General features: G+C 72.1%; 26 protein-coding genes. 18 read left to right on the top strand and 8 right to left on the bottom strand.

Annotated features, from left to right (window positions below; all coding sequences use genetic code 11):
• Positions 1–91 precede the first annotated feature (91 nt).
• The 8 genes from AC07EQ_RS05390 to AC07EQ_RS05355 all read left to right on the top strand — a co-directional run bounded on the left by AC07EQ_RS05390 (position 92) and on the right by AC07EQ_RS05355 (position 7,824).
• Positions 92–928, top strand: coding sequence for an SIR2 family NAD-dependent protein deacylase (locus AC07EQ_RS05390; RefSeq protein WP_478386684.1), 837 nt, complete (start codon positions 92–94; stop codon positions 926–928).
• A gap of 163 nt (positions 929–1,091) precedes the next feature.
• Positions 1,092–2,408, top strand: a complete 1,317-nt coding sequence (locus tag AC07EQ_RS05385) for an NlpC/P60 family protein (protein WP_478386683.1) — start codon at positions 1,092–1,094, stop codon at positions 2,406–2,408.
• Between the two features lie 175 nt (positions 2,409–2,583).
• A complete protein-coding gene (gene mobA, locus AC07EQ_RS05380; RefSeq protein WP_478386682.1) occupies positions 2,584–3,165 on the top strand; it encodes a molybdenum cofactor guanylyltransferase in 582 nt (193 codons plus the stop codon).
• 206 nt (positions 3,166–3,371) lie between these two features.
• Entirely contained in the window at positions 3,372–4,511 is a 1,140-nt protein-coding gene (locus tag AC07EQ_RS05375; RefSeq protein ID WP_478386681.1) for an AAA family ATPase, read from the top strand.
• Between the two features lie 14 nt (positions 4,512–4,525).
• Positions 4,526–5,479, top strand: coding sequence for a DUF58 domain-containing protein (locus AC07EQ_RS05370; protein ID WP_358575870.1), 954 nt, complete (start codon positions 4,526–4,528; stop codon positions 5,477–5,479).
• A 2-nt stretch (positions 5,480–5,481) separates the two neighbouring features.
• Entirely contained in the window at positions 5,482–6,462 is a 981-nt protein-coding gene (locus tag AC07EQ_RS05365) for a VWA domain-containing protein (RefSeq protein WP_397525911.1), read from the top strand.
• Positions 6,463–6,473: 11 nt separating this feature from the next.
• Positions 6,474–7,064 (top strand): class I SAM-dependent methyltransferase, encoded by a 591-nt coding sequence (locus AC07EQ_RS05360; RefSeq protein WP_478386680.1) that lies wholly within the window; start codon positions 6,474–6,476, stop codon positions 7,062–7,064.
• A gap of 37 nt (positions 7,065–7,101) precedes the next feature.
• The gene (locus AC07EQ_RS05355) at positions 7,102–7,824 is read left to right on the top strand and encodes an MgtC/SapB family protein (protein WP_478386679.1); all 723 of its coding nucleotides are present in this window, start codon (positions 7,102–7,104) and stop codon (positions 7,822–7,824) included.
• Positions 7,825–8,033: 209 nt separating this feature from the next.
• Here AC07EQ_RS05355 and trxA read toward each other — a convergent pair whose 3' ends face one another.
• Together trxA and AC07EQ_RS05345 are read right to left on the bottom strand one after the other, a co-directional pair.
• On the bottom strand, positions 8,034–8,387 hold the full coding sequence (gene trxA / locus AC07EQ_RS05350) for a thioredoxin (RefSeq protein WP_478386678.1): 354 nt from the start codon (positions 8,385–8,387) through the stop codon (positions 8,034–8,036).
• 96 nt (positions 8,388–8,483) lie between these two features.
• Positions 8,484–11,336, bottom strand: coding sequence for an FAD-binding and (Fe-S)-binding domain-containing protein (locus tag AC07EQ_RS05345; protein ID WP_478386677.1), 2,853 nt, complete (start codon positions 11,334–11,336; stop codon positions 8,484–8,486).
• A gap of 281 nt (positions 11,337–11,617) precedes the next feature.
• Between AC07EQ_RS05345 and fabG the strand changes: the two genes are divergently transcribed.
• The 3 genes from fabG to AC07EQ_RS05330 all read left to right on the top strand — a co-directional run bounded on the left by fabG (position 11,618) and on the right by AC07EQ_RS05330 (position 14,307).
• Positions 11,618–12,322 (top strand): 3-oxoacyl-ACP reductase FabG, encoded by a 705-nt coding sequence (fabG, locus tag AC07EQ_RS05340; RefSeq protein WP_132486125.1) that lies wholly within the window; start codon positions 11,618–11,620, stop codon positions 12,320–12,322.
• 130 nt (positions 12,323–12,452) lie between these two features.
• A complete protein-coding gene (gene fabI, locus AC07EQ_RS05335; protein WP_358575866.1) occupies positions 12,453–13,220 on the top strand; it encodes an enoyl-ACP reductase FabI in 768 nt (255 codons plus the stop codon).
• Between the two features lie 67 nt (positions 13,221–13,287).
• Entirely contained in the window at positions 13,288–14,307 is a 1,020-nt protein-coding gene (locus AC07EQ_RS05330; RefSeq protein WP_478386676.1) for a ferrochelatase, read from the top strand.
• A gap of 62 nt (positions 14,308–14,369) precedes the next feature.
• Here AC07EQ_RS05330 and AC07EQ_RS05325 read toward each other — a convergent pair whose 3' ends face one another.
• Positions 14,370–15,143, bottom strand: coding sequence for a hypothetical protein (locus tag AC07EQ_RS05325; RefSeq protein WP_478386675.1), 774 nt, complete (start codon positions 15,141–15,143; stop codon positions 14,370–14,372).
• Positions 15,144–15,283: 140 nt separating this feature from the next.
• On the opposite strand from AC07EQ_RS05325, the gene AC07EQ_RS05320 reads away from it, so the two are divergent.
• The 3 genes from AC07EQ_RS05320 (at position 15,284) to AC07EQ_RS05310 (ending at position 17,777) form a co-directional block, all read left to right on the top strand.
• A complete protein-coding gene (locus AC07EQ_RS05320; RefSeq protein WP_478386674.1) occupies positions 15,284–16,090 on the top strand; it encodes a DUF3097 domain-containing protein in 807 nt (268 codons plus the stop codon).
• Between the two features lie 87 nt (positions 16,091–16,177).
• A complete protein-coding gene (locus AC07EQ_RS05315) occupies positions 16,178–16,609 on the top strand; it encodes an NfeD family protein (protein WP_132486117.1) in 432 nt (143 codons plus the stop codon).
• Between the two features lie 16 nt (positions 16,610–16,625).
• Positions 16,626–17,777, top strand: coding sequence for an SPFH domain-containing protein (locus tag AC07EQ_RS05310; protein ID WP_452612569.1), 1,152 nt, complete (start codon positions 16,626–16,628; stop codon positions 17,775–17,777).
• A 67-nt stretch (positions 17,778–17,844) separates the two neighbouring features.
• Here the strand turns inward: AC07EQ_RS05310 and AC07EQ_RS05305 are convergent, their stop codons facing one another.
• From AC07EQ_RS05305 to AC07EQ_RS05290, 4 genes are all read right to left on the bottom strand, one after another.
• Positions 17,845–18,240 (bottom strand): VOC family protein, encoded by a 396-nt coding sequence (locus AC07EQ_RS05305; protein ID WP_478386673.1) that lies wholly within the window; start codon positions 18,238–18,240, stop codon positions 17,845–17,847.
• 4 nt (positions 18,241–18,244) lie between these two features.
• Entirely contained in the window at positions 18,245–19,072 is an 828-nt protein-coding gene (locus AC07EQ_RS05300; protein ID WP_478386672.1) for an AraC family transcriptional regulator, read from the bottom strand.
• 144 nt (positions 19,073–19,216) lie between these two features.
• Positions 19,217–20,317, bottom strand: coding sequence for a winged helix DNA-binding domain-containing protein (locus tag AC07EQ_RS05295; protein WP_478386671.1), 1,101 nt, complete (start codon positions 20,315–20,317; stop codon positions 19,217–19,219).
• 145 nt (positions 20,318–20,462) lie between these two features.
• Positions 20,463–21,053 (bottom strand): DinB family protein, encoded by a 591-nt coding sequence (locus AC07EQ_RS05290; RefSeq protein ID WP_478386670.1) that lies wholly within the window; start codon positions 21,051–21,053, stop codon positions 20,463–20,465.
• Between the two features lie 62 nt (positions 21,054–21,115).
• Here AC07EQ_RS05290 and AC07EQ_RS05285 point away from each other — a divergent pair, with 62 nt between their 5' ends.
• Positions 21,116–22,105: a helix-turn-helix transcriptional regulator gene (locus tag AC07EQ_RS05285; protein WP_478386669.1), complete on the top strand. Its 990-nt coding sequence runs from the start codon at positions 21,116–21,118 to the stop codon at positions 22,103–22,105.
• 53 nt (positions 22,106–22,158) lie between these two features.
• A complete protein-coding gene (locus tag AC07EQ_RS05280; protein WP_478386668.1) occupies positions 22,159–22,611 on the top strand; it encodes a VOC family protein in 453 nt (150 codons plus the stop codon).
• Positions 22,612–22,739: 128 nt separating this feature from the next.
• Here AC07EQ_RS05280 and AC07EQ_RS05275 read toward each other — a convergent pair whose 3' ends face one another.
• Positions 22,740–23,450 carry a GntR family transcriptional regulator gene (locus tag AC07EQ_RS05275; RefSeq protein WP_478386667.1) on the bottom strand — a complete coding sequence of 237 codons (711 nt, stop codon included), beginning with the start codon at positions 23,448–23,450 and terminating at the stop codon, positions 22,740–22,742.
• Positions 23,451–23,518: 68 nt separating this feature from the next.
• Between AC07EQ_RS05275 and AC07EQ_RS05270 the strand changes: the two genes are divergently transcribed.
• Together AC07EQ_RS05270 and AC07EQ_RS05265 are read left to right on the top strand one after the other, a co-directional pair.
• Positions 23,519–24,796: an MFS transporter gene (locus tag AC07EQ_RS05270; protein WP_478386666.1), complete on the top strand. Its 1,278-nt coding sequence runs from the start codon at positions 23,519–23,521 to the stop codon at positions 24,794–24,796.
• A 103-nt stretch (positions 24,797–24,899) separates the two neighbouring features.
• Complete coding sequence (locus AC07EQ_RS05265; RefSeq protein ID WP_478386665.1) at positions 24,900–26,339, top strand: aldehyde dehydrogenase family protein; 1,440 nt, start codon at positions 24,900–24,902, stop codon at positions 26,337–26,339.
• Positions 26,340–26,401 lie beyond the last annotated feature (62 nt).

Raw genomic sequence — 26,401 nt, 5'->3', positions numbered from 1 at the left:
GCCTTCACAGGCGCAGGTCCGGACCGTGTGAGCAGCGGAACGGCCCCCGAGCGCGTCTCGGCCGGTCGGTCCATGGCACCGTGGAGCCGTGATGCAGCGAGGCACGGCCGACGGCACGGGTGACGGCGCGGACCAGCGCGCCCGCGAACTGTTCGGCCGCGCGCGCCGGATCACCGCCCTCACCGGCGCCGGGGTGTCGACGGCCTCCGGGATCCCGGACTTCCGCGGCCCCAACGGCGTGTGGACCAAGAACCCGGCCGCCCAGCGCCTCACCGACATCGACAGCTACATCGCCGATCCGCAGGTCCGCGAGGAGGCGTGGCGCAACCGCGCCGAGCACTCGGCTTGGCGCGCCGAGCCCAATGCCGCCCACCGCGCGTTCGTCGACCTCGACCGCTCCGGGCGGCTGGGCGCGCTGCTGACGCAGAACATCGACGAGCTGCACCAGCGCGCCGGCCTCGACCGCGACCGGGTTCTGGAGCTGCACGGCACGATCTACCGGACGGTGTGCCTGGACTGCGGGGCGACGGGCCCGATGAGCGCCGCGCTGGAACGGGTGGCGGCCGGCGAGCCGGACCCGCCCTGCCGTTCCTGCGGTGGCATCCTCAAGTCGGCGACCGTCTCCTTCGGACAGTCCCTGGACCCCGACGTCCTGCGCGACGCCCAGCGCGCGACGCTGAACTGCGACCTGTTCGTCGCGGCCGGCACCTCGCTGACGGTGTACCCGGCGGCGGGCTTCGTGGAGCTGGCCGTCAAGGCGGGCGCGGCGCTGGTCATCTGCAACGCCGAGCCGACCCCGTACGACGACGTCGCGTCGGCGGTGCTGCGCGAGCCGCTGGCCGAGGTGCTGCCGGAGCTGGTCGCGGCGCCGCTGATCGACTCGCCGAACCCGCTGCGCACCTGGGGCGACCCCAGCACCTGGGGGTGAACGTCCCTCCATCGATGTGACACGTGTGGCTGATGTTGCACAAGTCGTGATCGTGTCGAGTGGTGCAATCGGGACACGAGTGGCAAAGTTCGTGGCTGTCGTGTGACTCCATTCGGCCCATTGATCGACCGCCGATCGGGCGCATCAGCTGGAGGTGACGGTCGTGTCGCGAACCCGAGGAGTGCTCCGCGCGCGGAGCATTGCCACGATCACGCTGCTGACGGCAGTCGGCCTGGCGGCGTCCGGCAGTGCCCTCGCGGTGCCACCCCCGCCGCCCAACCCCAGCGACGCCGAGATAACCGCGGGCCGCGAGACGGCGCAGAGCACGGCGAGTCAGGTGGGGGAGCTGGCGAACCGGCTCGCCGATGCGGAGTCGCAGCTGATCGGCCTGCAGTCCCAGGTCGAGCTCAAGATGGAGGACGCGAACAAGGCGCGGGTCGATCTCGGCCGCGCCGAACGCGCCCACGACGATGCCCGCCGCGCCGCCGAGGCGGCCGGGGCCGAGGCCGACGCCGCGGCCAGGCAGATCGAGGAGCAGCGCAAGCGGCTCGACCAGTTCGCGGCCAGCAGCTACCGGCAGGGCAGCACGATCGGCTCGGCCACGGCCTTCATCGGCTCGAAGACCCCGCAGGACGTGCTCGACCGGGCGGTCTTCCTGGACGCGATCAGCGAATCGCAGCTCGACGTCATGGACGACCTGGAGCGGGCGCGGATCGAGAAGGTCAACAAGGACTCGCTGACCCGGGCGGCGCTGCAGGACGCGGAGGCGAAGCGCCTCGCCGCCGATCAGGCGCGCAGCGCCGCGGAGGCCGCGGAGCAGGCGGCCATCACGGCGCAGGAGACGCAGGCGGAGCAAGCGCGCCGGCTGGAGGCCGACAAGGCAGGCGTGGAAGCGCAGCTCGCCGAGGCGCGCTCCCGCGTGGCGGGCCTGGAAGCGCAGCGCGGCCGGTACGAGAGCTGGCAAGCTGCGAAGCAGCGCGAGGAGGAGGCGGCCGCGCAGGCCACGTCGGACAGCACGGTCACCGCGACATCGGCGGGTGCGGGGCCGCGGCCCGGCGGTCGGTCGGTCGAGGTGGTCGTCGGGCGGGCGCTGTCCCAGCTGGGCGTGCAGTACGCGTGGGGCGGCGGGACTTCGCGCGGCCCGTCGCGGGGCATCCGGGACGGCGGAGTCGCGGACTCCTACGGCGACTACGCCAAGGTCGGGTTCGACTGCTCGGGCCTGATGATCTACGCCTTCGCCGGGGCCGGCGTCGGCCTCGACCACTACAGCGGCTACCAGTACCAGTCCGGCCGCCGGGTGCCGGTGTCGCAGATGCGGCGCGGCGACATGCTGTTCTGGCAGGACGGCGGCCGGATCCACCACGTGGCGCTCTACCTCGGCGGCGGAAAGATGGTGGAGGCGCCGTACTCGGGCTCGCGGGTCCGGGTCACCGCCGTCCGCTACGGCGGCATCGCCCCGTACGCGGTCCGCATGCTCTGAGGCGTCGAGCGCGGCGCAGATCCCGGGGCCTGCCGGTCGCTGGAAGGTCGTGCACAGCAAGACCAGGTGATGGTCCTGCGGCGGCCCGCGACCGGTCGCTCGTGAAGGCCGGAAGAGGGCCCCACTCGCGGTCCGGTTGGCCGCGGGTTCCGGACGGCTGGGAGCATTGCGCGGCGTGGCGGTGGAATTCGCGGCACTCGTGCTGGCGGGCGGTCGGGCGCGTCGGCTCGGCGGCGTGGACAAGGTCTTGCTGCCGGTCGGCGGCCGGTCGTTGCTGGACCGCACCCTCGACGCCGTGGCGGCGGCGGATCCGGTCGTCGTGGTCGGGCCGCAGCGGGCGACGGCCAGGGCGGTCGAGTGGACCCTGGAGGAGCCGCCGGGCGGCGGCCCGCTGGCCGGTGTGCACGCCGGGTTGCGGAGGTTGCCGGCGTCGGCGCGGCTGGTCGCCGTGCTCGCCGGAGATCATCCGCATCTGGAGCCGGCGACGATCTCGCGCCTGCTGGAGGCGCTGCTCGCCGATCCCGGAGCTCCCGGCGCGGTGCTGGCCGACGACGCGGGCGAACCGCAATGGCTGGTGGGGGTGTGGCGGACCGCCGCGCTCCGGGAGGCGATGCCGGGGGAGGCGCGCAACGGCTCGATCCGCTCCGCCTTCGCGCCGTTGGCACCACTGCTGATTCCCGCATCCGGGGCGGAAGCGTCCGATGTGGACACCCCGGAGGACCTCCGCCGGGCCCGCGAAACCCGAAGAACCGAGTGAGCGGCTCATCAAGGGAGAGCCGCCGCCCGCATGATTGTAATATCTATAGCTTCAGTGAAGAATGAAATTAACCGCTTAACAGCGGTCACACCGCGCGTGCGGTTGGGTGTGCGTGGGGCATCGCCCCCGCGCGAGCCTGCGATCGGCGCGTGTCAGGATCTTGATCGGCCACGAACGGCCGCATCGACGACAGGAGGCTGGGAGAAGTGACCGAGGCCGGCAACGGTGAGAGCGGGGGCGCCGGAGCCGCGGCGGCGCGCCCGGCGGACCAGGTGAGCACCCCGGCGCGGGACGCGCAGCTGCTGGAGCGCACCGTCTTCGAGGTCAAGCGGGTGATCGTCGGCCAGGACCGGCTCGTGGAGCGGGTGCTGACCGGGCTGCTGGCCAAGGGCCACATCCTGCTCGAAGGCGTGCCCGGCGTGGCCAAGACGCTCGCCGTGGAGACCTTCGCGCGGGTCGTGGGCGGCTCGTTCTCCCGCCTGCAGTTCACCCCGGACCTGGTGCCCGCCGACATCCTCGGCACCCGGATCTACCGGCAGGGCAGCGAGCGCTTCGACGTCGAGCTGGGCCCGGTGCTGGCGAACTTCGTGCTCGCCGACGAGATCAACCGCGCGCCGGCGAAGGTCCAGTCGGCGCTGCTGGAGGTCATGGCCGAGCGGCACGTCTCGATCGGCGGCCAGAGCTTCCCGATGCCCGCCCCGTTCCTCGTGCTGGCCACCCAGAACCCGATCGAGAACGAGGGCGTCTACCCGCTGCCGGAGGCGCAGCGGGACCGCTTCCTGTTCAAGCTGCCCGTCGAGTACCCCTCGGCGGAGGAGGAGCGGGAGATCATCTACCGGATGGGAGTGGCGGCGCCGGAACCCAACCCGGTGCTCAACCCCGACGAGCTGATCCGCCTGCAGAACGTGGCCGCCGGAGTGTTCGTGCACCACGCGCTGGTCGACTACGTCGTGCGGCTGGTCGTGACCACCCGATTGCCCAACGAGCACGGTCTCTCCGATATCGCCGGCTGGGTGTCCTACGGCGCCTCGCCACGCGCCAGCCTCGGCATCATCGCCGCCTCGCGGGCGCTGGCCCTGGTCCGCGGCCGTGACTACGTGCTGCCGCAGGACGTGGTGGACGTCGTGCCGGACGTGCTGCGGCACCGCCTGGTGCTGTCCTACGACGCGCTGGCCGACGGGATCCCGGTCGAGCACATCGTCAGCCGGGTCCTGCAGACCGTGCCGCTGCCGCAGGTGTCGGCGCGGCCCCAGGCAGGCCCGCCCGCTCCGGTGGGCCCGGCCGGCCCGGTCGGCTACGCGCAGCAGCAGCAGCCGCCGCACCTCGGGCCGAACCCGCACCAGTGAGGAGCGACGCAGCGGTGTCGGCGACATCCCATTCCGGCCGCGACGGCCGCCCGCCATGGGCGCCGCCGGCCCTGGACACGGGCCAGCTGGAGGTCGCGCTGCGGACGCTGGAGCTGAGCGTGCGCGGCCGCCTCGACGGCCTGTTGCAGGGCAATCACCTGGGCCTGGTGCCGGGCCCGGGTTCCGAGCCCGGCGAGGCCCGGGTCTACCAGCCGGGCGACGACGTGCGGCGGATGGACTGGGCGGTCACCGCCCGTACCGCCGAGCCGCACATCCGGCAGACGGTGGCCGACCGCGAGCTGGAGACCTGGGTGGCGATGGACCTCTCGCCGAGCCTGGACTTCGGCTCGGCGGCCAGCGACAAGCGGGAGCTGGCCGTCGCGGCGCTGGCCGCGGTCATGTTCCTGACCAGCGGCGGTGGCAACCGGATCGGTGCGGTGGTGGACAACGGCACCGGACAGGTCCGGCTGCCCGCGCGCGGTGGCGCGGCGTACGCACGGGCGTTGCTGAAGAAGGTGGCCGAGACGCCGCGCGCGGCCGAAGGCACCCGCGGTGATCTCGCGAAGCTGCTGGAGTCGCTGCGCCGGCCGCCTCGGCGGCGCGGGCTCGCGGTGGTGATCTCGGATTTCCTGGGCCCGACGGATTGGCAGCGCGCGCTGCGCGGCCTGGGGGCCCGCCATTCGCTGCTGGCGATCGAGGTGCTGGACCCGCGCGACCTGGAACTGCCCGATGTCGGCACCGTGCTGCTGTCGGACCCGGAAACGGGGAAGCGGCGGGAAGTGCACACCACCCCGGTGCTGCGCAAGGAATTCGCCGCCGCGGCGGCGGCGCACCGCGATGAGGTCGCCGCCGTGCTGCGGCGCGCCGGGTGTGCGCACCTGGCGCTGCGCACGGATTCGGACTGGATCGCCGACGTGGTGCGGTTCGTCGTTGCGCGCAAGCGGGGTTGGTCCGGAGGAGCTGCTTGATGTTGAGTTTGTCGGGATTCGCCACGCCGTGGTGGTTCCTGCTGTTGCTGGTGGTCGCGGCGCTGGTCGTCGGCTACGTGTGGGCGCTGCGGCGCCGCCGCCGGGACACGCTGCGGTTCAGCAACCTGGAGGTGCTCGACCAGGTCGCCTCGAAGCGGCAGGGCTGGTGGAAGCACGTGCCGCCGGCGCTGCTGGGCGTGGCGCTGATCATGCTGACGGTGGCGCTGACCGGCCCGACCGCCGAGCAGCGGATCCCGCGCAACCGGGCCACCGTGATGCTCACCATCGACGTGTCCCTGTCGATGAAGGCCACCGACGTCGAGCCCAGCAGGCTGGAGGCCGCGAAGGTCGCCGCGAAGGAGTTCGCCGACAAGCTGACGCCCGGCATCAACCTCGGGCTGGTGTCCTTCGCGGGCACCGCGACGGTGCTGGTGATGCCGACGACCGACCGGGCCGGCGTCAAGCAGGCCATCGACAGCCTGAAGCTGGCGGAGGCGACGGCCACCGGCGACGGGATCAACGCCTCGATGCAGGCGATCGACTCGTTCGGCAAGATGGTCGGCGGCCCGGCCGGGGCGCCGCCGGCGCGGATCGTGCTGATGGCCGACGGCGGGCAGACGATCCCGCGCGACCTGGACGCACCGCGCGGCGCCTACACGAAGGCCAAGGAGGCCAAGCAGGCCGGCATCCCGATCTCCACGATCTCGTTCGGCACCAAGCACGGCAGCATCGAGATCCAGGGCGAGCAGGAGTGGGTCGAGGTCGACGACGACGCGATGCAGGAGATCGCCCGGCTCTCCGGCGGCGAGTTCCACAAGGCGGCCAGCGCGGAGCAACTGCGCGAGGTGTACGCGACGCTCGGTGAGCAGATCGGCTACGAGACCAAGCACACAGATGCCAGCAAGCCGTGGTTGGTGCTGGGTACGCTCACCGCGATCATCGCGGCCGGGGTGTCGATGTTCGCCGGCCGAAGGTTGCCTTAGGGGGAGCGCAGGTGGGCCAGGCAGCGGGTTTTCTGTGGGAGTTCGTCAAATCGCCGACCACGACCGCTGCGGTCGGTCCCAGCTCCCGGTCGTTGGCCGAGCAGATGGTCGCGCCGGTCCCGCACTCGGGCGACCCGGTGGTCGTCGAGCTGGGGCCGGGGACCGGCGCGTTCACCGAGGCGATCCAGCGCCGCCTGGGCGGCCGCGGGCGGCACCTGGCGCTGGAGCTCAACCCGAGGTGGGCGGCGGAACTGGGGGAGCGGTTCCCGGCGGTGGAGTCGGTGTGCGCGAACGCCCGGGAGCTGCCGGAGTTGCTGCGCGAGCGGGGCTTGCGGGCCGACGTCGTGGTCAGCGGGCTGCCGTGGGTGGCGCACGCGCCGGTGGCCGGGGTGCCGCTGATCCGGCTGGTCGCCGAGTCGCTGGCGCCGGGCGGGGCGTACACGCAGTTCGCCTACACCTGGACGCGGTGGGCCCCGCCGGCCCGCCGGCAGCTCGCGGACCTGCGGGCCGAGTTCGAGGAGACGGTGATCAGCCGGACGGTCTGGCGCAACCTGCCGCCGGCGGTGGCCTACCTGGCCCGGCGGCCGCGGCGGGCGAGCTGATCGTGACCGCGCGGCGGCGGTGAGTTACGTTCCATGGGTGTCTGATGCGGTAGTAGCCGGGTTCGGCGAGGTTCCGCTGCTCGTCGAGCTGGGCACTGCGCTGCTGCTGTCCAGCCTGGTCGGGCTGGAGCGGGAGGTCCGGGCCAAGAGCGCCGGGCTGCGCACGCACGCCCTGGTCGGCGTCGGAGCGGCGCTGTTCGTACTGGTGTCCAAGTACGGCTTCGGTGACCTGCTGGCGTTCGAGAGGGTCTCGTTGGACCCGTCGCGGGTGGCGGCGCAGGTGGTCTCGGGCATCGGGTTCATCGGCGGCGGGTTGATCTTCGTGCGCCGGGACGCGGTGCGCGGCCTGACGACCGCGGCCACGGTGTGGCTGGTCGCCGCGATCGGCATGGCCTGCGGCAGCGGACTGGTGCTGCTGGCCGCGGCGACGACGGCGGTGCACTTCCTCGTGGCGATGGGCTATCCGCGGCTGTTGCGGTTGATGCGCAAGTCGTTGCGGGAGCCGCAGGTGCTGCGCGTCGGTTACCTCGACGGGTACGGCGTGCTGCGGAGCGTGCTGACGCTGTGCACCAGCCGCGGGTGGACGGTGATGGACCTCGAGGTCGAGCGCGAGGACACCGACGACCAGCAGCAGCGGACGGCGGTGGTCGCGCTGCGGCTGCGCGGGAAGGTGCCGGCAGCCGCGCTGGTCGAGGAGATCAGCGCGATGCCGGGCGTGCTGCACACCGCGGTCGGGGAGTCCTTCGAACCAGGCTTCTAGCGACCCACGTCTTTGAAGCGGCGGAGCCGCTTAGCCCACCTGCGCAACCGGCACCGCCGCGGGTTCTCAGGTGTCTTCTCGTGAGGACGGCCCCGACGTGGTGAATTGGCATTCATGATGTCGGGGATCCCACAGCGAGAAGGCGCCTGTAACTCCCGCAGGGGGGCCGCCACCCGCACCGCTACGCAGAACGAGCCGAACGAATGCTGTCATTCCTTCGCGCTGTTGTGGACTTCTTCCATGTCGAGTTCGCGGGCCTGGCGGATGAGGTCTTCGAAGACGTTCTCCGGCAGGGCGCCGGGCTGCTGGAAGACCAGGACGTTGTCGCGGACGATCGCCAGCGTCGGGATGGAGCGGACTTCGAAGGCCCCGGCGAGCTGCGGCTGGGCTTCGGTGTCCACCTTGGCGAAGACGATGTCGTCGTGCTTCTCGGCGCTGCGCTCGAAGACCGGCGCGAACATCTTGCACGGGCCGCACCAGTCGGCCCAGAAGTCGATGATCACGAACTCGTTGCCGGAGACGACCTCGTCGAAGTTCTCGGTGGTCAGCTCGACCGTTGCCATGTGCTTTCCCTCCTGGGCGGTTGCGGGCGTACCGGGGCAACGCGGCGTGGCCGTCCGCGCATTCCCCGGCGAGTGTGTCGCATCCGCCACCCTCGGTCACGGAACGCCGAGGGCGCGGGCGACGAGGCTGGCGAGGTGGACGGGTTCGGCGTCGGTGGTCTGGCGGAGCTGGGTCCGGCAGCTGAAGCCGTCGGCCACGATCTCGGTGCCCGGGTCGGCCGCTCGCACGGCCGGGAGCAGGACCTGTTCGGCGCAGGCGATCGACACGTCGTAGTGGCCGCGTTCGAAGCCGAAGTTGCCCGCCAGGCCGCAGCAGCCGGAGTCCAGCACCCGCGCACGGGTTCCGGTGGCGTCCAATGTGGCCTGATCGGCGGCGAAGCCGAGTTCGGCGTGCTGGTGGCAGTGGACCTGCACCAGCGCCTCCGGCCCGGGCTCCCGCTGCCACCGCGCGCGGGTCGGCTCGACCTGCTCGGCGAAGGTCTTGGTCGCGGCGGCCAGCGCGGCGACGTCCGGGTCGTGCGGCGCGAGTTCGAGCGCATCGTTGCGCAGGAACGCCGTGCAGCTGGGTTCGAGGCCGACCACCGGCAGGCCGCGGTCCAGCTGCGGGCGCAGCAGGCGGGCGGTGCGGCGGGTCACGGCGCGGGCGATGCGCAGCTGCCCGGTGGAATGCCAGGTGAGTCCACAGCAGACCGGTTCGCGCGGCATTTCCACGGCGTGGCCGAGCGTTTCGAGCGCCGCGACGGCGTCGCGGCCGATGTGCGGGTCGAAGTGGTTGGTGAAGGTGTCCGGGAACAGCACTACGGGAGTGGTGGGATCGGAGATCGTGCGCCGGCCGGACCACCACGCCTGTAGTGTCTGCGCGGCCAGCTGCGGCACCTCACGCCGCGCGTCGATCCCGCCGAGCCGCTTGATCGCGGGCGCCAGCGGGCCGGTCAGCACCCGGTTGGCCAGCCGGGGCGCGCGGTGCCCGGCGGCCAGCCACAACGGCAGGAAACCCATCGAGTAGTGCGCGGCCGGGCGGATGCGGCGCCGGTAGTGGTGGTGCAGGAACTCGGCCTTGTAGGTCGCCATGTCGACATCGACCGGGCAGTCCGACTTGCAGCCCTTGCACGACAGGCACAGGTCCAGCGCGTCCCGGACCTCCGGCGAGCGCCAGCCGCGGCGGACGACGCGGCCGGCCAGCATCTCGAACAGCAGGTGCGCCCTACCACGGGTGGAGTGCTTCTCCTCCTTCGTCACGCGGTAGCTCGGGCACATCACCCCACCTGTGGTGTTCAGGCACTTGCCCATCCCGACGCAGCGGCGGGTCGCGGCGGCGAGGTCGCCGGAGTCGGCGTGCAGCGCCAGCTCGGTCCGGCCGGGCAGCCGGGGCGGGGCCACCAGCAGCCGCAGGTCGGCGTCGACCGGGCGCGGGCGCACGATCTGGCCGGGATTGAGCAGGTCGTCCGGGTCGAAGGCGGCCTTGAACCGTTCGAACGCCTTGATCACCTCGGGCGGGTACATCCGGGCCAGCAGCGCCGACCGGGCCCGGCCGTCGCCGTGCTCCCCGGAGACCGAGCCGCCGTGGGCGACGACCAGGTCCGCGGCGGCGTCCAGGAAGTTCCGGTACTCGGTCGCGCCGGGCGAGGACAGCAGGTCGAAGTCGATGCGGACGTGGATGCAGCCGTCGCCGTAGTGGCCGTAGGTCACCCCGCGGCGGCCGTAGGAGGCCAGCAGCGAGTCGAATTCCCGCAGGTAGGAGCCCAGTCGTTCGGGCGGCACCGCGGCGTCCTCCCAGCCGGACCACCGCTCGGAGCCGGCCATCCGCGTCGAGTACCCGGAGCCCTCCTCGCGGATCTTCCACAGCGCCGCCATCCGTGCCGGAGCGGTGTGGATCACGCTCTCCGCGCGCTCGCCCATCGCCGCCGCGATGCGTCGCGCCGCCGCCTCGGCCTCGCCCTGATCGGCGCCACCGGATTCGACCAGCAGCCAGCTGCGCCCGCCGGGCAGCAGCGGCAGCGCGGGCGAGGCCGGGTTGCGCCGGCGCACGACATCGACGAGTTCCGCGCTGAGCCCCTCGATGGCCAGCGCGTCCAGCCCGCGCAGCCGGGGCACTTCGTCGGCGGCGGCGTAGGTGTCGGGGAAGCCGAGCACCGTCATCGCCCGGGTCGGCGGCGAGGGCACCAGCTGGACCGTCGCGCCCAGCACCACGGCGCAACCGCCCTCGGTGCCGACCAGCGCCCTGGCCAGGTGGAACCCGTTCTCCGGGAGCAGCTGGTCCAGGTTGTAGCCGGACACCCGCCGGGTGAGGTCCGGGAACGAGCGCCGGACCAGGTCGCCGGTGTCGTCGCGCAGCGCCCTGAGCTCCTGGTAGAGCCGCCCGGTCCGGTCGCCGCGCGAGCACAGCCGGTCGAGCTCGGCCGGCGTGGTCTCGCCGACCTGCAGGCGGGTGCCGTCGGCGAGCAGCACGTCCAGCGAATGCACGTTGTCGACGGTCTTCCCCCAGGCCACCGAGTGCGTGCCGCAGGAGTTGTTGCCGATCATGCCGCCGAGCGTGCAGCGGCTGTGCGTGGACGGGTCCGGCCCGAAGGTGAGGCCGTGACCGGCGACGGCCGCGCGCAGCGAATCCAGCACGACGCCCGGCTGCACGCGGGCGAGCCGGCGCTCGGGGTCGACTTCCAGGATCCGGTTGAGGTGCCGGGAGAAGTCGAGCACCAGGCCGGGACCCACGGCGTTCCCGGCGATGCTGGTGCCCGCGCCGCGTCCGGTGACCGGCACGCCGTGCCGCCGCGCGACGGCGACCGCCGCCGCCACGTCGTCCTCGGTGCGCGGGAACACGACGCCGACCGGCACCTGGCGGTAGTTGGAGGCGTCGGTCGAGTACATCGCGCGGGTGCCGGGGTCGAAGCGGGCCGGGCCGGAGAGCTCGCCGCGCAGTTCGGCGGCGAGGACGTCGGCTGAGGTTGCCATGCAAGCGCCTCCCAGATTGCTGATCGGGCCGGTCCTCGTTCGGTCGTGCGCAAGTCGGAGATCCCGGAGTCCGGGTGGTGACCGCGAATCCCGCGAGGTTCCGCCACCCGCATCGGGTCCTCGACGTTTCCCTAGCGCAGTGTGCCTGCTCTCGTCGCTGTAGGGGGACCACGACATGGTCCAGTTTTTTCTGTATGGAGGCGATGAGCGGTCGTGGGTGTCGAGCGGATAATGTCGCGGCTGAAACGAATCTTGCGGCATTGTTCGAGGGGAGATCCACAGTGGCACGGTCCGTTCTGGTGACCGGCGGCAACCGCGGCATCGGGTTGGCCATCGCGAAGGCCTTCCAGGCCGCCGGGGACAAGGTCGCGGTCACCCACCGCGGATCGGGTGCCCCGGAAGGGCTGTTCGGCGTCCAGTGCGACGTCACCGACCCGGATCAGGTGACCGCGGCCTTCGACGAGGTCGAGGCCGCGCACGGCCGGGTCGAGGTGCTGGTGGCCAACGCGGGCATCACCGACGACACGCTGCTGCTGCGGATGAGCGAGGACCAGTTCGGCCGGGTCATCGACGCCAACCTGGCCGGTTCCTACCGGGTGGCCAAGCGGGCGGCGAGCAGCATGCTGCGCCTCCGCCGGGGCCGGATGATCTTCATCTCGTCGGTGGTCGGGCTCTCCGGTGGGGCCGGGCAGGCCAACTACGCGGCGAGCAAGGCGGGCCTGGTGGGCCTGGCCCGCTCGATCGCCCGCGAGCTCGGTTCGCGCAGCATCACGGCCAACGTGGTGGCGCCCGGCTTCGTCACCACGGACATGACCGACGCGCTGTCCGAGGAGCGGAAGAAGGAGATCTTCGGCCAGATCCCGCTGGCCCGGTTCGCCGCCGCCGAGGAGGTCGCGGGCACCGTGGAGTGGCTGGCCTCCGACGCCGCGGCCTACATCACCGGCGCGGTGATCCCGGTCGACGGCGGCCTCGGGATGGGTCACTGAGCCCGGCCCCCTGCGGTCGAACACTGTGGACGGACGCAGTGGACGATCCGGTCTTCTCGCGCCCGGCGGCGGCGCCCGGCGGTAGTCGCAGGTGCCCAGGCGCCTCACGAAAGCATTGCGGAGGAAATACGTGAGCGGATTGCTCGAAGGCAAGCGGATTCTGGTCACCGGTGTGATCACCGACGCGTCGATCGCGTTCCACGCGGCCAAGGTCGCGCAGGAGCAGGGCGCCGAGGTGGTGCTCACCGGGTTCGGCCGGATGAGCCTGGTGCAGCGCATCGCGGGCCGGCTGCCCAAGCCCGCGCCGGTGCTGGAGCTGGACGTGACCAACGCCGAGCACCTCGACAGCCTCGCCGACCGGGTGCGCGAGCACGTCGACGGGCTCGACGGCGTGCTGCACTCCATCGGCTTCGCCCCGGCGTCCTGCCTGGGTGGGGACTTCCTGGCCGCGCCGTGGTCGGACGTCTCGACGGCGCTGGAGGTCTCGGCGTACTCGTTCAAGTCGCTGAGCACCGCGACGCTGCCGCTGCTGTCCGAGGGCGCCTCGATCGTCGGCATGGACTTCGACGCCCGCGTCGCCTGGCCGGCCTACGACTGGATGGGCGTGGCCAAGGCCGCGCTGGAGTCGACCTCCCGCTACCTGGCGCGCGAGCTGGGGCCCAAGGGCGTCCGCGTCAACCTGGTCTCGGCGGGTCCGGTTCGGACGATGGCGGCCAAGTCGATCCCGGGCTTCGCCGACCTGGAGGCCGGCTGGGGCGACCGCGCGCCGCTGGGCTGGGACGTCAACGACCCGACGCCGGTGGCCAAGTCGGTCTGCGCGGTGCTGTCGGACTGGCTGCCCGCGACCACCGGCTCGATGATCATGGTCGACGGCGGCGTGCACGCCCTCGGCATCTGAGGCGGTCGCGGCCCGCAGCCGGTGCCCCCGGCTGCGGGCGCTCATCGCTCGGCGGCATCATGGTCGGGTGAGCTTTGATGCGTTGCTGTTCCTGTCGTTCGGTGGGCCCGAAGGCCCCGATGAGGTCCGGCCGTTCCTGGAGAACGTGACCAGAGGCAGGGGAGTGCCGCCGGAACGCCTCGACGAGGTCGCTGAGCACTACCACCACTTCGGCGGGGTGTCGCCGATCAACCGGCTCAACAAGGACATCATGTCCGCGCTGGAGGCCGAGCTCGCCGAGCAGGGCCGGCGGCTGCCGGTGTACTTCGGGAACCGCAACTGGCACCCGATGGCCGAGGACACCGTCGCGAAGATGGCCGACGACGGGGTGCGCCGCGCGCTGGTGTTCGCCACGTCCGCGTGGGGCGGTTACTCGGGTTGCAAGCAGTACCACGAGGACATCGCACGGGCCCGCGCCGCGGTCGGCGACCGGGCGCCGGAACTGGTGAAGATCCGGCAGTTCTTCGACCACCCGCTGTTCATCGAGGCCAACGCCGACGCCGTCCGCCGCGCGTTCGCCGAGCTGGACCCGGCGCAGCGCGAGCAGGCGCGGCTGGTGTTCACCGCGCACTCGATCCCGCTGAAGGCCGACGCGCAGGACGGGCCGGACGGCCGCCCGCAGTGGTACTCCCGCCAGGTCGCGGAGGCGTCGCGGCTGGTCGCCGAGGCGGCCGGGGTGGACGCCTACGACCTGGTGTGGCAGTCGCGGTCGGGCCCGCCGCAGGTGCCGTGGCTGGAGCCGGACATCTGCGACCACCTCGACGACCTGCACGCCAAGGGCGTCCAGGCGGTGGTGGTCAGCCCGATCGGCTTCGTCTCCGACCACCTCGAGGTGATCTGGGACCTGGACAACGAGGCCGCGGAGAAGGCCGCCGAGCTGGGCATGGGCTTCGCCCGCGCGGCGACGGCGGGGCCGGACCCGCGCTTCGCGAAGCTGATCGTCGAGCTGATCGCGGAGCACACCGACGGAGCCGAGCCCCGCAAGCTCTCCGAGCTGCCGGCGGCGGGCTCCAGCGCCAACGGCGAACCCTGCGCCCCGGGCTGCTGACGCCCGGACCTGGCGAAACGATGGGGGTCACCTTCAGGCGAAGGTGACCCCCATCGTCTTGTTCAGGACTTTTCCGCGTGGTCGCCGAGGATGCGGACCATTTCGGCGACCGACGCGCGGCGGGCCGCCCGGACCGCGTCGAACAGCGGGCGCAGGGCCTCCGTGCGGCCACGGATCGCCGAGGCGGACAGGGCGCCGCCAGGAGCGTCGTCGGTGGCGACCCACAGGATCGCCTCCACCTCGGTGGCTCGCTGCAGGATGCGCAGGGTGCGCTGAGGCACGCCCTCGGGCCACGGCGGCACCGGGCGGGCCGAGATGGTCTGGGCGATCTCCTCGCGGACCCCGGGCCGGTGCTTGGCGACGCCGAGGTCGATCAGCGCGGTGGCCGCTTCCCGCATCGCCGAGGCCATGCCGTGCTCGGCCTCGCCGATCGGCAAGTGCTCGGCAGGCGGCAGGTCCCCGATGCCGAACACCGTCCAGCGCAGGATTCCTTCGGCGATGCGCTGGGGGACCAGGCCGATCCCGGCCTGCGGCAGCACGACGGCCTCGCCGCCGCGCATGGCCAGCTTCGCGAACGGGCTCGCACCACCGAGACCGCGGGCATCACCGGGCACCGGCAGCACCAGCTGGCCGTCGCCGGCGCCGGCTTTGCGCAGGGCGGCGAGCAGCAGCGCCGGACCGGCCGGGGTCTCCTGGGGGCCGGGGAGGTCCAGCCGCGCGGCCAGTTCCTCGTCGGCGGCGAGCACTTCCTGCGACTCGGCCCAGGTCTGCAGGGCATCGAGCATGTCGTCCGAGGCGGCTGCACCGTGCAGCCAGGCGGACGTCCAGACAACCATCGTGGCGCTTGGGCAAGGCACGTCGAGAGAGGGTACGGACCGGATCCGGGTCGTGTCGTCCCGGGGGCTGTGACTGTGATCTGCGCTGCGGCGGCGCGCCGCCGACCATGTTGTCCCCGATCGGATTAACGTGACGCCTCGTGCGTTCGGTCAACTACGGCAAGGACATCCTCGCGGGCCCGCGGCGGCGGAAGGTGCCCGAGATCCCCGCCGAACCCGGCCTGGTCGTCGAGGACCCGGCCAGCGGGTTCTGCGGCGCGGTGCTGCGGGTGGAGAAGGACACCGTCGTGCTGGAGGACCGGCACGGCAAGCAGCGGTTGTTCCCGATGCGGCCGGCCGCGTTCCTGTTCGAGGGGAAGCCGGCGACGCTGGTGCCGGTGCGCGGCGGCGCGCCCGCGAAGCCGAAGCAGTCGGCGTCCGGGTCGGTGCGCGTCGAAGGACTGCGGGCGCGCACCGCGCGTGGCAGCCGGATCTGGGTGGAGGGTCAGCACGACGCCGAGCTCGTCGAGCGGATCTGGGGGCATGACCTGCGGGTGGAGGGTGTGGTCGTGGAGCCGCTGCACGGCGTCGACGACCTGCCCGGGCTGCTGGCGGAGTTCGCGCCCGAGCCGGGGCGGCGGGTCGGCGTGCTGGTGGACCACCTGGTGCCCGGCAGCAAGGAGTCCCGCCTCGTCGAGGGCATCGACGACCCGGACGTGCTGATCACCGGCCACCCGTTCGTCGACATCTGGGAGGCGGTCAAGCCCCAGGTGCTGGGCATCCCCGGCTGGCCCCGGGTGCCGCGCGGGACGGACTGGAAGCAGGGCGTCTGCGCCGAGCTGGGCTGGGGCGAACCGGCCGACGGGTGGCGGCGGGTCCTGTCTTCGGTGTCGGGCTTCCGGGACGTCGAGACGCCGCTGCTCGGCGCGGTCGAGCGGCTCATCGACTTCGTCACCGAGCCGAGCTGAGCCGAGCGTGGCCGATGACATCACGCGTTGATCACGTCGGGCGATTCCGCCATTCCCGCTCTCGCGGCGTCTGTCACCATGGGTGACATGACGCCCGCACTGCTTTGGCTCATCGCCGGGGTACTGCTGATCGGTGCCGAGGTGCTTTCCGGGGAATTCGTCCTGGTGATGCTCGGCGCCGCGGCACTGGGTGCCGCCGGCGCTTCGGCGCTGGGGGCGCCGCTGCCGGTGGACGCGGTGGTGTTCGCGGTGCTGGGACTGGGGTTGATCTTCCTGGCGCGGCCCGCGTTGAAGCGCCGGCTGCGACTGCCGCACGAGCTCAAGACCAATGTGGACGCCCTGGTCGGCAAGCACGCGCTGGTGGAATCCACTGTGGACGCGCATGGTGGCCAGGTGCGCATCGAGGGGGCGCTGTGGTCGGCGCGGGCGTTCGACGAAACCCAGGTTATCGAGGCGGGCCAGACGGTCACCGTGATGGAGATCGCGGGCGCGACCGCCGTCGTGTGGGCCGAGCCGTGAGGAGATTGATGTACGCATGACCGGACTGATCGTGCTAGTGGTCGTGGTGCTGCTGGTGCTGATCATCGCCGTCAAGTCGGTGATGGTCGTGCCGCAGGCCCAGTCGGCGGTGATCGAACGGCTCGGGAAGTTCCGGTCGGTGGCCGAGCCGGGCCTGAACTTCCTGGTGCCGTTCTTCGACCGGGTGCGGGCCCGGATCGACCTGCGCGAGCAGGTCGTCTCGTTCCCGCCGCAGCCGGTGATCACCCAGGACAACCTGACGGTGTCCATCGACACCGTGGTGTACTTCCAGGTCACCGACTCGCGCTCCGCGGTGTACGAGATCTCCAACTACATCATCGCGGTGGAGCAGCTGACGACCACGACGCTGCGCAACGTGGTCGGCGCGATGAGCCTGGAGGAGACGCTGACCTCGCGGGACGCGATCAACACGCAGCTGCGCGGGGTGCTGGACCAGGAGACCGGGCGCTGGGGCATCCGGGTCGCGCGGGTCGAGCTCAAGGCGATCGACCCGCCGCCGTCCATCCAGGACTCGATGGAGAAGCAGATGCGCGCCGACCGGGAGAAGCGCGCGATGATCCTCAACGCCGAAGGTGCGCGGGAGTCGGCGATCAAGACCGCCGAGGGCCAGAAGCAGGCCTCGATCCTCGCGGCCGAGGGGCAGAAGCAGGCGGCGATCCTGGCCGCCGAGGCCGACCGCCAGTCCAGCATCCTGCGGGCGCAGGGCGAGCGGGCCAGCCGGTACCTGCAGGCGCAGGGCCAGGCGAAGGCGATCGAGAAGGTCTTCGCGGCGGTCAAGCGCGGCAAGCCGACGCCGGAGCTGCTGGCCTACCAGTACCTGCAGACGCTGCCGCAGATGGCGCAGGGCGACGCGAACAAGGTGTGGCTGGTGCCCAGCGAGTTCGGCAAGTCCCTGGAGGGCTTCGCGCGGATGCTCGGCGCGCCTGGCGAGGACGGCGTGTTCCGCTACGAGCCGCCGAAGGAGGAGCCGCCGACCGGCGCGCCGGAAGAGGAGGAGGACTCGGTCAAGTCCTGGTTCGACACCTCGACCACGCCGGAGGTCGCGGAGGCCGTCCGGGCGGCCGAGGCGGTGGCCCGCAAGGAGGTGCCCAGCGCGACGGACCTGGGCACCCGTGCGCTGCCGGAGCAGCCGGAGCAGCAGGGCTGAGCAGAAAACCAGGAGAAGGGCTCGGCGGAACGTGGTTTCCGCCGAGCCCTTCTCGTCGTCCTGGCCGTCAGCTGCCCGCGTAGGTCCCGAAGCTCCAGGTGTTGCCTTCCGGGTCGCGGACGACGAAGTCCCGCGAGCCGTAGTCCTGATCGGACGGTTCGAGGACGACCTCCGCCCCGGCCGCGACGGCCCGTTCGAACAGCGCGTCGGGGTCGTCGGTGACCACGTAGGCGGTACCCGAGCCCCGCGGCTTGGCGAACGGGCTCGCCGGGTCGCAGGTGCCGAACATGATGCCGCCGCCGTGCGGCCAGCCGAGTTCCACGTGCACGATCTCGCCGTCGTCGCCGGGCACGATCAGGGTTTCCTCGAAGCCGAAGGCCTCGACCAGGAAGCGGATGGCGGCCTTCTTGTCGGTGTAGGGGATCAGCGGCCAGATGCCGGTTCGCGTCGCATTCGTCGTCATGGCCTCAGGATGCGTCGGCGAGGTGCGTCGCGCCTTGGACGAATGGAAGCTCCTCGGCCATCCACCGCGACGGCGGCACACCGGTGAACTCCAGCCAGTCGCGGTTGAAGTGGGCCTGGTCGGAGTAGCCGCAGTCGGCGGCGACGTCGGCGAGGCTGCCGCGGACACCGCTGATCAACCGGCCGCGCGCCTGTTCCAGCCGCATCACCCGGCTGATCAGCTTGGGCGGCAGGCCGAACTCGCGGCGGAACCGCGAGCCGAGGTGCTGGCGGCTCCAGCCGACGTCGGCGGCCAGGGACGCGACGGGAGCGTGCCCGTGCGTCTCGGTCATCCGCCGCCAGATCCAGTCGAGCTCGGGGGAGGGGAGGGCGGCCGGGGCGGCGAGCCGGGCGAGCGCGTCGTTGAGGAGGGCGAAGCGATCGCTCCAGGTGGTCGCGGCGCGCAGCCGCTCGAGGAGCTCGTCGGTGGCGGTCGAGCCCAGCAGGGCGGCGAGGTCGACGCCGGTGTCGACGAGTTCCCCGGCGGGCCTGCCCAGCAGCGCGCGGGCACCCAGCGGCGTCAGGCCCAGCTGGATGCCGTGCTGCAGTTCGCCGTGCGTGATCCGGGTCGGTTTGCGGTGCAGCCCGCCGACGAGGGCGGTGTAGGCCTGCGCTGGTCCCGAATCGGGGGCGATGTCGACCGTTTCGTCCAGGGTGAGGATCACGGTCAGGCTCCGCGACGGCAGGCCGCGGTGCACGCCGGGCGCCGAGCGGATGCGGTATCCCGCCATGTCGGTGATCAGCGGTCGCAGGTGGGGCGGCGGCGTCGCCTTGACGTACTGCGTCTCAGCCACGCCCCGAAGACTAGACGCCGGTACTGACGCCCGCGTTGCCCGACTCGACGGCGGCGAGCCTGGCGCCACCCGCCGGAAGGCCGCGGCGAACTCGTCACCGCGGTGATCGCCGATGTCGCGCAGCGACACCTGCTGTGAACCGGTTCACAGGGGAGAGGCGGCGATCTGCACGCGGTCGCTGTCGTCGTCGGAGAGGAACGACGCGAGCTCCCGGCCCTGGTCGGCGACGGCGGTGCGGTCGGCCTGGGAGAAGCGGCGCAGCGGGGTGACGATCACGGTGTCGGCCTCGACGGTCCAGGTCGCGGCGACCCGGCCGTCGACCAGGACGAAGCGAGCGCCCGTGACCGACAGGCCGCGATGGGCGTCGTCGATGATCCGGCTGCGGTCGTCGTAGCCGAGGACCGCGTTGTCGAACGCCGGCAGGAACCGCACCGGGGCGGGTGTGCCGGGGTCGGGGCGCGGTGCGTCGGGCAGATCCAGCAGCTTCCGGCCTCGCTCGTCGCGGAGGATCACCAGTTCATCGCGCATCGCGGTTACCGCTGCGGGCAGTCCGGCAAGGCCGCACCAGGCGCGCAGGTCGGCCGACGAGGCTGGGCCGAACGCAGCCAGGTAGCGCCGCACCAGTGCCTGGCCCACCGGATCGGAGTCGTCCGAGGGCAGTGGGTCGATCTCGCGCCCCAGCCAGTGGGAGAACAGTGCATTGCGAACGCCTGCCTTCGCCCGCCAGAGCCCGCGCGGCGGCAGCTGCACCACCGGGATGAGGGCGGCGAGCAGCATTTCGCCCAGCGCCCGCAACCCCGCCGCCGGCCAGCGGCCGGCGAGAGCCCGCGCGAGTTCGGGCATCGAGCGCGGCTCGCCGTCGGCCATCACCGCCCGGCCCGCCGCCGCGAGCTCGTCGAGGTCGACTCCGTCGAGCTCGCGGCGGTAGGTCCCGAGAACCCGCTGGCGCAGCATGGCGTCGTAGCGGGCCCGCCAGGACAGCGCGTCGCCGGCGGTGACGAGGTGGACGGTGCGGCGCATGAGGTGGATCCGCACCGCGCCACGCTCCGTCAGCAGGTCCGAGAGCGTCGCCGAGGCGAACGCGCGCAGCCGGGACCAGAGTCCGACGAACGGTTCCTGCGGTTCTTGCGCTTGCAAGCCGCCGAGGTGGGCGACGGCGTCGAGAGCAGGCATGTCGGCGCGATCGAGCAGCAGCTGCCGGGCCAGCGTCGCGCGGTTGAGCGCCCGGGCGTCGAGAACGGTCATCGGACCGGCACCTCGCCGATGATCCGGACTCGGTCGATCATGGTGCCTAGGCGGTGGCGGAGAACCCGCCCACGCTCGCGCATCTTCACAGCGACGCAGTTCCTTTCGATTTCGTGCAAGCCCGATCCGGTCGAGATGCCGCCGGTCAGCTCGAGGTCTGGCCGTCGAGCGTCTCGCGCAGGATGTCCGCGTGCCCCGCGTGCTGGGTGGTCTCGGCGATGACGTGCACCAGCACCCGGCGCACGCTGCGCACAGCTCCCGGCTCGTTCCAGGGCGCTTCCGGTAGCGGGTGCGTCGCCGACAGGTCGGGCACGGCGGCGATGATCTCCTCGCTGCGGGCGGCGACCTGCTCGTAGCGCTCGACGATCCCGGCCAGGGTTTCGCCGGGCAGCATCCGGAAGTCGTTCTGGTGGTCGATCGCCCACTGCGGGATCTCGCGTGCGGTTCCGGCCGCCATGTCCGCCCAGGTGACACCGTCGGGCAGGTCGAAGCGCATCGCCGACGGCCCGTCGAGCGCGAAGCGCATCCACTGTTCTTCCATGGCGGCCACGTGCTTGATCAGCCCGCCCAGGCACAGTGCACTGGCCGTCGGGCGTTCGCCGGCCTGCGCGTCGCTGAGCCCGCGCGTCGTGTTGGTCAGGGCGGATCGCGCGGTCGCGAGCTCGGTGAGCAGGTCGGCCCGCTCGCCGTCGAGGGTGGCGGTCGCGCCCTTGCGGTCGTTCTCGTTGTTCGGCATGAGAACCACGGTCGCAGGAGTAGCGGTCAGGTTGTGGCCGCTACTCGGGGCAGTATTGGTCCATGCCGAAGACATCAGCGCGACTGCTGTCGCTGCTCTCCCTCCTCCAGGCGCGCCGCGACTGGCCGGGGGCGCTGCTGGCCGAGCGGCTGGAGGTCAGCGAGCGGACCGTGCGCCGCGATGTCGACCGCCTGCGCGAGCTCGGCTATCCCGTGGTGGCGACCAAAGGCCCGGACGGCGGGTACCGGCTGGACGCGGGCGCGGAACTCCCGCCGCTGCTGTTCGACGACGAGCAGGCCATCGCCCTCGCCGTCGCGCTCCAGATCGCCGCCACCGCCGGCGTCGGCATCGAGGAAGCAGCGGCGCGCGCGCTGAACACCGTCCGGCAGGTCATGCCCGCACGGCTGCGCCGCCGGATCGACACCTTCCCGATCACCGCCGTCGAGCGGCACGCGACCGCGCCGCCCCCGCAGGTCGACAGCGGCGTGCTCATGGCGCTCGGCGCCGCCGTCCACGCCCGCGAGGTGTTGCGCTTCGACTACGCGCCCGTGTCCCCGTCGCGGATGGACAACGGTGGTGCGCCGCGCCGGGTGCAGCCGCACCACCTCGTCACCTGGGGCGGGCGCTGGTACCTCGTCGCCTGGGATCTCGACCGAGAGGACTGGCGCACCTTCCGCGCGGACCGGATGACCCCGCGCATCCCCACGGGACCCCGCTTCGTCGCGCGCGAACTGCCAGGAGGTGACGTGGCAGCCTTCGTCTCCGGCAGGTTCCGGGGCTTCGACGGCTCCGGCGACTGGCCCTGCCGCGGCGAGGTGATCCTCGCCGTCCCCGCCGGCGCGGTGTCCCCCTACGTCCGGGACGGCGTGGTCGAGGAGCTCGGCCCGAACCGTTGCCGGCTCGTCCTCGGTTCCTGGTCGTGGCCCGGCCTGGCCGCCACCATCGGCAGGTTCGACGCGGACATCGAGGTCGTCGGGCCGGCCGAGCTCAAGGACGCCTTCGCGCACCTCGCCCGCCGTTACGACGCCGCGGCGAGCGGCCGGACCGGCTAGGGCAGCGCGCCACCGGTTGCCGCGGCATCCGACTAACCGATATAACTGGTTACATGGCACTGAGCTGGAAGCTGGTCATCGACAGCACGAACGCACCCGTCCTCGCGGACTTCTGGGCCGAGGCCCTGGGCTACGAGGTGGAAGACCCCAGTGCGCTCATCGAGCAGCTGCTGGCCGCCGGTCACATCGGCGAGGAGGCGGTCGTCGAGCATCGCGGCCGCAAGAACTTCCGCGGCTACGCCGCAGTCCGCCACCCCGAGGACCCGTTCGACGAGACCAGCGGCGTCGGCCGCGGCCGGCGACTGCTCTTCCAGGACGTGCCCGAGGGCAAAACCGTTAAGAACCGCCTGCACATCGACGTCCACAGCGAGCCCGGCGGGCGCGAGGAGCTGGTGGCCCGGCTGGAAGGGCTGGGGGCGACCCGCGTCCGTGAGTTCGACCAGGGGCCCGCCGGCCACTGGTGGATCATGCAGGACCCCGAAGGCAACGAGTTCTGCGTGGCGTAGGCCTGCGTCGGGCCGGGCTCCGGCTCGGCTCGGCACAGTAATTTTATAATCACAATCATTTCAGTGCTGATCGAAATTAACCCTCCAGTAGGCCGTCAACCACACCGGCTCACCATTCGAAAACGGCGTCAGACGTCCGAATCCGGGTCGAGGTAGGGGCCACCTGCCACGCCGAACCCGCGGACCGTGCCCAGGAGGTGCTCGCGCAGCCGGGACTTGGCCAGCTCGGGGTCGCCGTCGCGGAGCGCGTCCGCGAGGTGTGCGTGCTGCTGGGTGATGCGAGGGCGCACTGCGTGGGTGCGGGCCATGGCCGTGATCCGCATCTGCTTGTCGCGCAGGGCGTTGTAGAGGTCGGCGACCACGGGATTGCCTGCCGAAGCCACCAGCGTCGCGTGGAACGCGCGGTCGGTCTCGTGCATCTCGGCGTCGCTGAGGTCGGCGGCGTCGCAGGCCGGGTGCGCGGCCAGTTGCTCGCCGACCGCGGTCATCGCCTCGCGGCCCTGCACGGCGAGCTTGTCGATGGCGAAGCTCTCCAGCGCCAGCCGGGCCTCGACGACGGCTCGCGCCTCGGTGGGGGTCACCGGCACGACCAGCGCGCCGCGCTTCGGGTACAGCCGCAGGAATCCTTCGGTCTGCAGCCGCAGGAACGCCTCGCGCACCGGGGTGCGCGACATCTGCAGCGCGTTCGCGACTTCGCCCTCGGACAGCAGCTCGCCGTCGGGGTAGCTGCCGTCCAGCAGGCCGGCCTTGACGTGGTGGTAGGCGCGGTCCGCGGCGGGGAGCTCGGCTGCGGCGGAAGTGGCGGAGGACACGGCTTCGCGTGGTGTTGCGCTCGACACGAGGTCATCGTACTTCCACCCAACTTGTATCTATGGTGAATACAAGATTTCCAGAGGAGGAGTTTCCGGTGTCCGAGACCGTCATGACCGCGCCACCCGCCAGGCAGCAGGGTGATCGCCCCAGTTCGTCGAGGGTGGCGTGGCTGGTGTGGGGAGTCGGCGCGCTCTGCTACTGCGCGGCGCTTTTCCACCGCGCCAGCCTCGGCGTGGCGGCGCCGGAAGCGCTGCAGCGCTTCGAAACCGGACCCGCGGTCCTAGCCCTGTTCTCCGCGCTGCAGCTCGGTGTCTACCTGGTCCTTCAGGTGCCGTCGGGGCTGCTGGCCGACCGGCTCGGGCCGCGGAAGGTGATCACCGGTGGCATGGTCGCGATGGCCGTCGGGTCGGCGGTGTTCGCGCTCACCGGGTCGATCATCGGCGGGATCGCCGGCCGGATGCTCATCGGCTTCGGCGACGCGTTCATGTTCACCAACGTGCTGCGGCTGGCGGCGCACTGGTTCCCGCCGCACCGGTTCGGCAAGGTCGCGGCCCTGACCGGGCTGGCGGGCGGCCTGGGGCAGGTCGTCTCGACGCTGCCGCTGGGCCTCGCACTGCACAGCGTGGGCTGGGTGCCGACGTTCCTCGGCGCGGCCGGGCTGACGGTCGTGCTCGCGGTGGTCGCGGGACTGGCGATCCGGGACCAACCCGTGAACGCCCGGCCGGAGCACGAAGCGCCCGAGTCGCCGGAGCGGGTCTGGCACACCTTGCGCCACGTGGTCGCGCAGCGCGGCACCAAGCATTCCTTCTGGGTGCACTTCGTGCTGATGTCGCAGTTCCTGGCGGTGACGACGCTGTGGGGCGGGCCGTGGCTGACGAAGTCGCAAGGGCACGGCCAGGCCGAGGTCGGTTCGCTGCTGATGCTCAGCGTGTTCGGGTTCATCGCGGGCTCGTGGTTCGCGGGCCAGTACGTCTCCGGCCGCCCGCAGCGGCGCGACCGGTTCACCCTGGGCCTGTCCTCCGTCGTGGTGCTGGTGTGGGCGGTGCTGGTCGGCTGGCCGGGGACGTTGCCGATGCCGGTGCTGGTGGTGGCGCTGGTGCTCGTCGGTGTCGGCGGTGGCGGGGCCATGCTGGCCTTCGACGGGGCGCGGATGGCCAACGCGGCGCACCGTTCCGGGACCGCATCGGGCGTGGTCAACATGGGCGGGTTCTCCGCGGCCGTGCTGGTCCAGCTGCTGGTGGGCGCGGTGCTGCAGGCGGTGTCGCAGCTGCCCGCGGCGCAGGCGTACCGCTGGGCGTTCGCCCCGGTGCTGGTGCTGATGGCGGTGGGCACCCTGGCGCAGTGGTTGCGGCGGCCGGTGAAGGCGGGCTGACTCGGCGAGCCGCCTACACGCACCCGGCGGGGGAGCTAGGGTCGGTGAGCGGACGTGGCACCGGCCGGCCACCGACGGTCGGGCTCAGCGATGGAGGCCCTTGTTGACCGCGGCGCTGGAATTGCACAACTTCGTCGGCGGCGAGCCCGCCGGCACCCTGGCCGGAGAGACGTTGCCGCTGGTGGATCCGAGCACCGGCGAGGAGTACGGCACCGCTCCGCTGACGAGGTGGATGGATGTGGACACGGTGATGACGGTCGCCGCGTCGGCGTTCGAGTCCTGGTCGCAGACGACGCCTCGGCAGCGGCAGCAGGTGCTGCTGGACGTCGCCGACGCGATCGAGGATCGGGCCGACGAGCTGGTGGTCGCGGAGTGCCGCAACACCGGCAAGCCCTGGTCGGTGGTGCGCGATGACGAGCTGCCGTTGGCGGTGGACCTGATCCGCTTCTACGCGGGGGCCGCGCGGGTGCAGGAGGACGGGGCGGGCGGCGAGTACCAGCCGGGGCACACGTCGTTCTCGCGGCGGGAGCCGATCGGCGTGTGCGCGCAGGTCACGTCGTGGACGCATCCGTTGTTGCTGGCGGCGGCGAAGTTCGCGCCGGCGTTGGCGGCGGGGAACACCGTGGTGCTCAAGCCTGCCGAGACGACGCCGGTGAGCACGGCGTTGCTGGTGGAGATCGCGGGCGGTTTCCTGCCTGCCGGGGCGCTGAACCTGATCTGCGGGGATCGCGACAGCGGCCGGGCGATGGTGGCGCACGAGGTGCCCGGGATGTTCTCGATCACCGGCACGGTGCGGTCCGGGATGGAGGTCGCGGGTTCGGTGGCGGCCGATCTCAAGCGGGCGCACCTGCAGTTGGGCGGGAAGGCGCCGGCGGTGGTGTTCGACGATGCGGACGTGCCGCGGGCGGCGCGGCGGATCGCCGCGGCGGCCTTCGGGAACGCGGGGCAGAGCTGCACGGCGGCGAGCCGGGTGCTGGCGGGTCCGGAGGTGTTCGACGAGCTGGTGGCGGCGTTGGCGGAGTGGGCCGAGGCGATGCGGCCCGGGCCGCCGCAGGACCCGGATGCGGCGTTCGGGCCGTTGAACAGCCTGGGGCAGTTGGAGTTGGTGCAGGCGCATCTGGAGCGGTTGCCGGAGCACGCGCGGATCGTCGCGGGTGGGCGGCGCAAGGGGGAGCGCGGGTTCTTCCACGAGGCGACGGTGGTCGTCGGGGTGGAGCAGGACGACGAGCTGGTGCAGAACGAGGTGCTGGGGCCGGTGCTGACGGTGCAGCGCTTCGACAGCGAGCAGGAGGCCGTGGAGCTGGCCAACGGGGTGCGCTACGGGTTGGTGTCGAGCATCTGGACGCGTGATCACGCGCGGGCGATGCGGGTGTCGCGGCGGATGCAGGCCGGGACGGTGTGGATCAACACGCACCACCCGTTCACGGCGGAGATGCCGCACAGCGGGTTCAAGCATTCGGCGTCGGCGCGGGACTTCGGCCGCTACGGGCTGGAGGAGTACAGCCGGATCAAGCATGTGATGTCTGCTTGGGACGAGGATTAGGCCTCGTTCCCAGGCTCTGTCGGTAAGCGGCTGACGTCGTTGCAGGGCGGGGATCTCGCCCT

It is taken from the genome of Saccharopolyspora sp. NPDC045839, assembly GCF_056431645.1.
The sequence above is the reverse complement of the archived record's forward strand: the minus strand, read 5'-3'. Positions and strand labels throughout refer to the sequence as shown.

What these genes read in the sequence shown, in the direction of transcription:
- AC07EQ_RS05280 (WP_478386668.1), top strand. Translation starts at nt 22,159, where the DNA reads ATGGCACTGAGCTGGAAGCTGGTCATCGACAGCACGAACGCACCCGTC.
- AC07EQ_RS05315 (WP_132486117.1), top strand. Translation starts at nt 16,178, where the DNA reads ATGACGCCCGCACTGCTTTGGCTCATCGCCGGGGTACTGCTGATCGGT.
- AC07EQ_RS05325 (WP_478386675.1), bottom strand. Translation starts at nt 15,143, where the DNA reads ATGGTTGTCTGGACGTCCGCCTGGCTGCACGGTGCAGCCGCCTCGGAC.
- AC07EQ_RS05345 (WP_478386677.1), bottom strand. Translation starts at nt 11,336, where the DNA reads ATGGCAACCTCAGCCGACGTCCTCGCCGCCGAACTGCGCGGCGAGCTC.
- AC07EQ_RS05295 (WP_478386671.1), bottom strand. Translation starts at nt 20,317, where the DNA reads ATGACCGTTCTCGACGCCCGGGCGCTCAACCGCGCGACGCTGGCCCGG.
- AC07EQ_RS05310 (WP_452612569.1), top strand. Translation starts at nt 16,626, where the DNA reads ATGACCGGACTGATCGTGCTAGTGGTCGTGGTGCTGCTGGTGCTGATC.
- AC07EQ_RS05290 (WP_478386670.1), bottom strand. Translation starts at nt 21,053, where the DNA reads ATGCCGAACAACGAGAACGACCGCAAGGGCGCGACCGCCACCCTCGAC.
- trxA (WP_478386678.1), bottom strand. Translation starts at nt 8,387, where the DNA reads ATGGCAACGGTCGAGCTGACCACCGAGAACTTCGACGAGGTCGTCTCC.
- AC07EQ_RS05305 (WP_478386673.1), bottom strand. Translation starts at nt 18,240, where the DNA reads ATGACGACGAATGCGACGCGAACCGGCATCTGGCCGCTGATCCCCTAC.
- AC07EQ_RS05285 (WP_478386669.1), top strand. Translation starts at nt 21,116, where the DNA reads ATGCCGAAGACATCAGCGCGACTGCTGTCGCTGCTCTCCCTCCTCCAG.
- AC07EQ_RS05390 (WP_478386684.1), top strand. Translation starts at nt 92, where the DNA reads ATGCAGCGAGGCACGGCCGACGGCACGGGTGACGGCGCGGACCAGCGC.